Genomic DNA, 6315 nt, shown 5'->3' with positions numbered 1-6315 from the left:
GCATGAGATGGCGGGCCGGAGCCGCGATGGTTTTGAGGCTCCGGTCAGCTGGCTCCGAGTGCAGGGCTGCCGCCCAAAGGGAAACGCCACGCACATGAACCCCGTCGCAAAAACGGTCCTGCAGCGCCTTGGCCTCGGCCTGGTCACTTTGTTCATCGTGTCCATCATTATCTTCTCTGCGATCGCGATGCTTCCAGGCGACTTCGCCAAGGCCACGCTCGGGCAATCGGCGACGCCCGAAACGGTCGCCGCGTTCCAGCGGGAAATCGGCATCGATCGCCCGCCTGTCGAGCGCTACTTCGTTTGGGTCGCCCAGATGCTCCATGGCGATTTCGGCTCTTCGTTTGCGAGCCGCACCGGATATCGGCGTACCGTGGCCGAGATCATCGCACCACGCCTCTACAACACGATGTTCCTTGCAGCGGTGACTGCGCTGATAGCTGTTCCTCTGGCCTTGGGGCTTGGCATTCTGGCTGCGCTGTACCGCAACGGCTGGTTCGACCGGCTGGTGAATGTCGCGACACTGACAACCATTTCATTCCCGGAATTTTTCGTCGCCTATATGCTCGCCTACCTGGTGATCTCGCGCGACACGTTCATCGGATCCGATTTCGCTCAAACGCTGCCTCATTGGCTCACTGTCTTGCTGAACTGGATGCTCAATGCGGTTCCCAAATTTCCGACATTGTCGAATGTGAACGATCAGACGCCATTTTGGGAGCATCTCTGGAAAGTCGCCCTGCCGGCAATCACGCTTACGCTGGTAATCGTGGCCCACATGATGCGCATGACCCGAGCGGCCATCATCAACATGCTGGCAAGCCCCTACATCGATATGGCGCGCCTCAAGGGAATGTCCCCGATGGTGATCGTGCTGAGGCATGCCCTGCCCAATGCCTGGGCTCCGATCGTCACTGTGGTGGCGTTCAACCTGGCGTATCTCATCGTCGGAGTGGTCGTGGTCGAGGTCGTTTTCGTCTACCCCGGCATCGGCCAGCTGATGGTTGACGCGGTGAAATCCAGGGATGTTCCGGTTGTCCAGGCCTGCGCCCTGATTTTCGCCGCGACTTACATCCTTCTCAACCTGCTAGCCGACATTATTTCCATCGCCACCAATCCCAGGCTCTTGCACCCACGATGACCAGATCCGAATCTGTCGCGGCGGTTCAAAGGCTGAGGCGCTCGCGTGCCACCCGGGCGAAAACTGCGCTGAAGAAGGCACCGTTCAGCGCATGGTTCGGCATCGTCGTGATCCTCGGCTACGTCTTTGTTGCGGTCTTCGCGCACTGGATAGCCCCATATGGCGAGACGCAGGTTTTCAGCGAAGCCTTCGCGCCGTGGAGCCAGGAGTTCAAACTGGGAACCGATCAGCTCGGCCGCGACATGCTCACCCGCTTGATCTACGGTGCGCGCAATACCATCGCTATCGCGGTCGCGACCACGTTACTGTCCTTCGCGGTCGGCGTCTCGCTCGGCCTTCTTGCCGCATTGTACAGGGGGTGGCTCGACCAGATCTTGTCGCGTGCAGTGGACGTGCTGATGTCAATCCCGAGTCTGATCTTCGCGCTGGTGCTGCTGACGATCTTCGGCTCGTCGATCACGAGCCTGATTGTCATCATTGCGCTTCTGGATTCCACCCGGGTCTTTCGGCTTTCTCGCGCCGTCGGGCTTAACGTGGCGGTGATGGAATATGTCGAGGTGGCACGATTGCGCGGCGAGGGACCGAAATGGATCATCGCCAAGGAAATCCTTCCCAATGTCATGCCGCCACTGGTCGCCGAGTTCGGCTTGCGATTCTGCTTCGTCTTCCTGACAGTCGCGGCGCTGTCGTTTCTCGGCGTCGGTATTCAGCCGCCGACGGCCGATTGGGGATCAATGGTGCGCGAGAACGCGACCCTGATCACCTACGGCGATGTCACCCCGCTACTTCCGGCCGGCGCGATTGCTCTCCTTACCGTGTCCGTGAATTTCGTGGTGGACTGGTTCCTGCAAGCAACAAGCGGGTTGCGGGATGAAAAGTAGCGGCCCAGGCCCACGCGAAAAAGGAAAGGATCTGCTTCAAATCCGCAATCTGCATGTGGAGGGGTTCTCGGATGAGCGGTGGCATCCCATTGTCCACGGGGTCGATCTGACGCTGAAGCGGGGCCAGGTTCTTGGGCTGATCGGAGAGTCAGGCGCCGGCAAGTCTACCATTGGCCTTGCCGCAATGGGTTATGCCAAGCCGGGCTGCCGGATCACGCAAGGCTCGGTCCTGTTCGACGGGATTGATCTTCTGGCAGTCAATGAAAAAGGGCGCCGTCGCCTCAGGGGCTCCCGCATTGCCTATGTCGCGCAAAGCGCGGCTGCCTCTTTCAATCCGGCACATCGGCTCTTGGAACAAACCGTCGAAACCGCGGTGGCGCATGGACTTGCCGGCCGGGAAGAGGCGAACCGGAGCGCCGTCGATCTTTATCGACGCCTTCAACTCCCAGAACCGGAGACCATAGGCTTTCGTTATCCTCATCAGGTCTCCGGCGGGCAGTTGCAACGGGCAATGACAGCGATGGCAATGGCTTGTCGTCCGGACCTCATAATATTCGACGAGCCAACAACGGCGCTCGACGTGACCACGCAGGTTGAAGTTCTAGCTTCCATTCGCAACATCGTGGAGGAACTCAGCACCGCTGCAATCTATGTGACGCATGACCTGGCGGTGGTGGCGCAAATGGCGGATCGTATCATGGTTCTGCGCCACGGACGTACCGTGGAGGAGGCAGACACACGCCAGATGCTGGCCTCACCCAGCCAGGAATATACAAAAACGCTCTGGGCCGTACGCAAGCTCGCCAAGCCCGAAGTTCCAGCCGATGACTATCTGCTGACGATAGACAACGTTACCGCGGCCTATGCAGGAAAGGTCAAGGTGCTCCAGGATGTCTCCATCAAGGTTCCGCGCGGAAGAACCGTGGCTGTGGTCGGCGAATCCGGTTCGGGGAAATCGACGCTCGCTCGAGTCGTCACCGGCCTTTTGCCGCCAATTTCAGGCTCGATTTCTTTTGCCGGCCAGCTTCTTTCCACGGGCCTGAAGACGCGGCCGAAAGAGGTCCTGCGCCGCATACAGATGATTTATCAGATGCCCGACAACGCCCTGAATCCGCGCCAAACGGTCGAAGAAGTCATAGCTCGGCCGCTCGAATTCTACCTCGGCCTTAAGGGCGCGCGGAGGGATCGCCGGATCGGCGAACTTATGCACATGGTCGAGATGAGCGAAGATTTTCTGGAACGCCTGCCTGGCGAGCTGTCGGGTGGCCAAAAACAGCGCGTCTGCATTGCCCGGGCGTTGGCTGCCGATCCGGAGCTTATCATCTGCGACGAGATCACGTCCGCGCTCGACCAGATCGTCCAAGAGGAAATTCTCAAGCTTCTCATACGTCTCCAACGTGAACTCGGAATGAGCTACATCTTCATTACCCATGACATTGCTACGGTGCGCGCGATAGCCGACGAAATCGTCGTCATGCACCGCGGCAAAGTCGTCGAGCAGGGATTGAAGAGCGAAGTTCTCACGCCACCGCACGCGGCCTATACCGAACGGCTTTTGTCCTCTGTTCCGGAAATGAATCCGGACTGGCTGACAAGGCTGCTGGCCAGCCGGAAGATCTGACGGATCGGCTATCCGCGCCCGGCATGTTCCTCACTGTCAGCTTCCTGGAGCGCTAACGCTGCTCGATCAGCGTCTTCGCCGCATCTTTCCCCACCGAGAGGATGCGATCGGACAATTCCGTTCCGCCCACGGCGCGGGCCATTTGCAGCGTGCCGAGGAGCGTTGCGAAGACAGCCAGCGCCACGCCCTCCGGATCCTTGGCCTGCGGTAGCGCTTGCGCCAACTGGCGCACCAAAGCCAGCAGGTGGTCTGTATAGGCTTCACGCGTCTCAGGCGGCTGACGGGCGAGCTCCGGCAGCAGCGCGGCTGACGCGCAGCCCTTTCCGGGATTGTCCCGGTGCTCGGCCGACAGATACGTGCCGATGGCCATCTCCACGCCCGAAGCTAATGCTTCTGCCAGTTGCTGCGCCTGAAGCTCCATCGCCGCCGCCACGCTTTCGCGGACAAGCTGCGCCTTGGATTGAAAGTGCGGATAGAAGGCGCCGTTCGTCAGCCCGGCGTCGCTCATGATGGTCGCCAGTCCGGACGCGGCGATGCCGTCGCCGCGAAAGCGTTCTGCCGCGACCTCCAGGATCCGTCCGCGCGAGGCGTCCTTCCGGCCCTTTTCGTAGCGCATGGCTGCTATTCCTTTCTGCTATTGCATTATGAGTGTAATCTGATATTACGACTGTAATTCAACGGGCGCAAAAAAGCTAGCCCTCATGATTTTGGAGCACGAAATGAATGCGAATTCCGAAAAAACCGCTGTTGTGACGGGAGCCTCTTCGGGCATTGGCCGCGCCAGTGCCGAGGCTCTGGCAAAGGCGGGGTTCACAGTCTTCGGAACCAGCCGGCGCAAGGCCGACAACGGCCCGGACGGGGTGACCATGCTGGTTTGCGACGTGACCGACGGTGAGGCCGTTGCCGCACTCGTTTCTACGGTGCTGTCGCAGACCGGCCGGATCGACCTCTTGGTCAACAATGCCGGCGTCGGCCAGCTTGGAGGCGCCGAGGAATTCTCGATTGCACAGGTGCAGGCCTTGTTCGACGTCAATCTGTTCGGCGTCATCCGCATGACCAATGCGGTGCTGCCGTCGATGCGGCGGCGTGGCGAGGGGCGCATCGTCAATATCGGCTCTGTGCTGGGACTGGTGCCGGCGCCGTATTCAGCGCATTATTCGGCGGTCAAGCACGCGCTCGAGGGCTATTCGGAATCGCTCGACCACGAGGTTCGTGCCTTCAGTATCCGCGTCTCGGTCATCGAGCCGGCATTCGTTCGCACTGTCTTCGACCAGAACGGGATCCAACCGGATTCGCCGTTGCAGGAATACGATCAGGCTCGAGCTACGCTGGAAGCGCTGCTTCGCGATGTGATGCCTGTCGCCGATCGGCCCGAAGTGGTGGCGCAGGTGGTCGTCAAAGCAGCGACCGATGCCCGTCCGCAACGGCGCTACACCGCCGGCAGGGCAGCGCGCCAGGTCAGCCTGCTGCGTCGCTTTGCTCCCGCGGGGATATTCGACAAGAGCCTGCGCAAACAGTTCCGCCTGCCGGTTTGAACAACAGCGAGCAGAGGATTTTACGCACATGCGACTGGCAACGACAACACGATTGGCCAGCCCCCGCAAGGCGGAGGTGCCAAGCATGACACATGGGTTCAAGCGGTCGCCCCACTTACGGGCATCGTTCCAGGACACGCCAACGCACTCCGTCGATGTCGGCGGCACGGCATTCGTCTATCGGCAGCTCGGACCAAGGACGGGCGTGCCGGTAATCCTGCTGAACCATCTCGGCGCTCAACTGGACAATTTCGATCCACGCATCGTCGATGGCCTCGCCGCGACCCGGTGGGTGATTGCCTTCGACAACAGGGGCGTTGGTGCTTCAGGCGGCAAAACGCCGTCACGCATCGCCGAGATGGCACGGGATGCGGTCGCCTTTGTCCGGGCGCTGGGGTTCGATCAAGTCGATCTCTTCGGTTTCTCGCTCGGCGGCTTCGTGGCGCAGGAGATCGTGCTGACCGAGCCCAGGCTTGTGCGCAAGCTCATCCTGGCCGGCACCGGGCCGGCCGGCGGCCAAGGCATCGACAAGATGACGCCACTGACGATCGTGGACATGATCAAGGGTGCGCTGACTTTTCGGGATCCGAAATACTATCTGTTTTTCACCAGAACGGTGAACGGGCGCCGCGCCGCGAAGGCGTTCCTGCAGCGGCTGACAGAGCGCAAGGCCGACCGCGACAGGCCGATATCGCTTAGCGCGTTCGGCGCGCAACTCCGGGCGGTGAAGGCTTATGGACTACAGGCGCCGCAAGATTTGAGCGTCATCCGCGTCCCTGCGCTGATCGCAAATGGCGATCACGACAGGATGGTGCCGAGCGTCAATACCCACGATCTCGCCCGCCGCATTCCGGGGGCGCAATTGGTGATCTATGCGGATGCCGGCCATGGCGGGGTGTTCCAGAACCACGCGAATTTCGTTCCGAAAGCATTGGCCTTTCTCGAGGCCTGACACCCCTCACCGGGCGGCTTTCGTCCCGAACATCAACAATCTCTCAGAAAGTCACTGCCATGAAGGCATTCGTCGTCGACAAATACAGCAAGAACGGCACGCTGCGGCTGGCCGAAATGCCGGAGCCGAAACTCGGGGACAGTGATGTCCTGGTCGAGGTCCACGCCGTGGCGGTGAACCTGCTC

The 6315-nt window shown here is 60.6% G+C and carries 6 protein-coding genes and 1 pseudogene; 6 read left to right on the top strand and 1 reads right to left on the bottom strand.

All coding sequences use genetic code 11. The features are described 5' to 3' along the window. The 3 genes from EN984_RS18570 to EN984_RS18560 form a co-directional block, all read left to right on the top strand. On the top strand, positions 1 to 1141 hold a 1141-nt coding region (locus EN984_RS18570), incomplete at its 5' end, for an ABC transporter permease (RefSeq protein ID WP_348630232.1). Then, positions 1138 to 2022, top strand: a complete 885-nt coding sequence (locus EN984_RS18565; protein ID WP_127268722.1) for an ABC transporter permease — start codon at positions 1138 to 1140, stop codon at positions 2020 to 2022. The genes EN984_RS18570 and EN984_RS18565, both read left to right, overlap by 4 nt. After that, entirely contained in the window at positions 2012 to 3643 is a 1632-nt protein-coding gene (locus EN984_RS18560; RefSeq protein ID WP_127268723.1) for an ABC transporter ATP-binding protein, read from the top strand. Before EN984_RS18565 ends, EN984_RS18560 begins: the two co-directional genes overlap by 11 nt. A 52-nt stretch (positions 3644 to 3695) precedes the next feature. On the opposite strand, the gene EN984_RS18555 is transcribed toward EN984_RS18560, so the two are convergent. Continuing rightward, positions 3696 to 4259: a TetR/AcrR family transcriptional regulator gene (locus EN984_RS18555; RefSeq protein WP_127268724.1), complete on the bottom strand. Its 564-nt coding sequence runs from the start codon at positions 4257 to 4259 to the stop codon at positions 3696 to 3698. A gap of 103 nt (positions 4260 to 4362) precedes the next feature. Between EN984_RS18555 and EN984_RS18550 the strand changes: the two genes are divergently transcribed. From EN984_RS18550 to EN984_RS38855, 3 genes and pseudogenes are all read left to right on the top strand, one after another. Then, positions 4363 to 5178 (top strand): oxidoreductase, encoded by an 816-nt coding sequence (locus EN984_RS18550; RefSeq protein WP_127268725.1) that lies wholly within the window; start codon positions 4363 to 4365, stop codon positions 5176 to 5178. 85 nt (positions 5179 to 5263) lie between these two features. After that, positions 5264 to 6130 (top strand): alpha/beta hydrolase, encoded by an 867-nt coding sequence (locus EN984_RS18545; protein WP_127268726.1) that lies wholly within the window; start codon positions 5264 to 5266, stop codon positions 6128 to 6130. Between the two features lie 59 nt (positions 6131 to 6189). Continuing rightward, positions 6190 to 6315: pseudogene (locus EN984_RS38855) on the top strand (NADP-dependent oxidoreductase); the annotation flags it as partial.

The sequence above is a fragment of the Mesorhizobium sp. M7A.F.Ca.CA.004.12.1.1 genome, assembly GCF_003997835.1.
In the GTDB taxonomy this organism is placed as follows: Bacteria; Pseudomonadota; Alphaproteobacteria; order Rhizobiales; family Rhizobiaceae; genus Mesorhizobium.
Note: the sequence above shows the minus strand (reverse complement) of the source record. Positions and strands in the feature narration are given on the sequence as shown.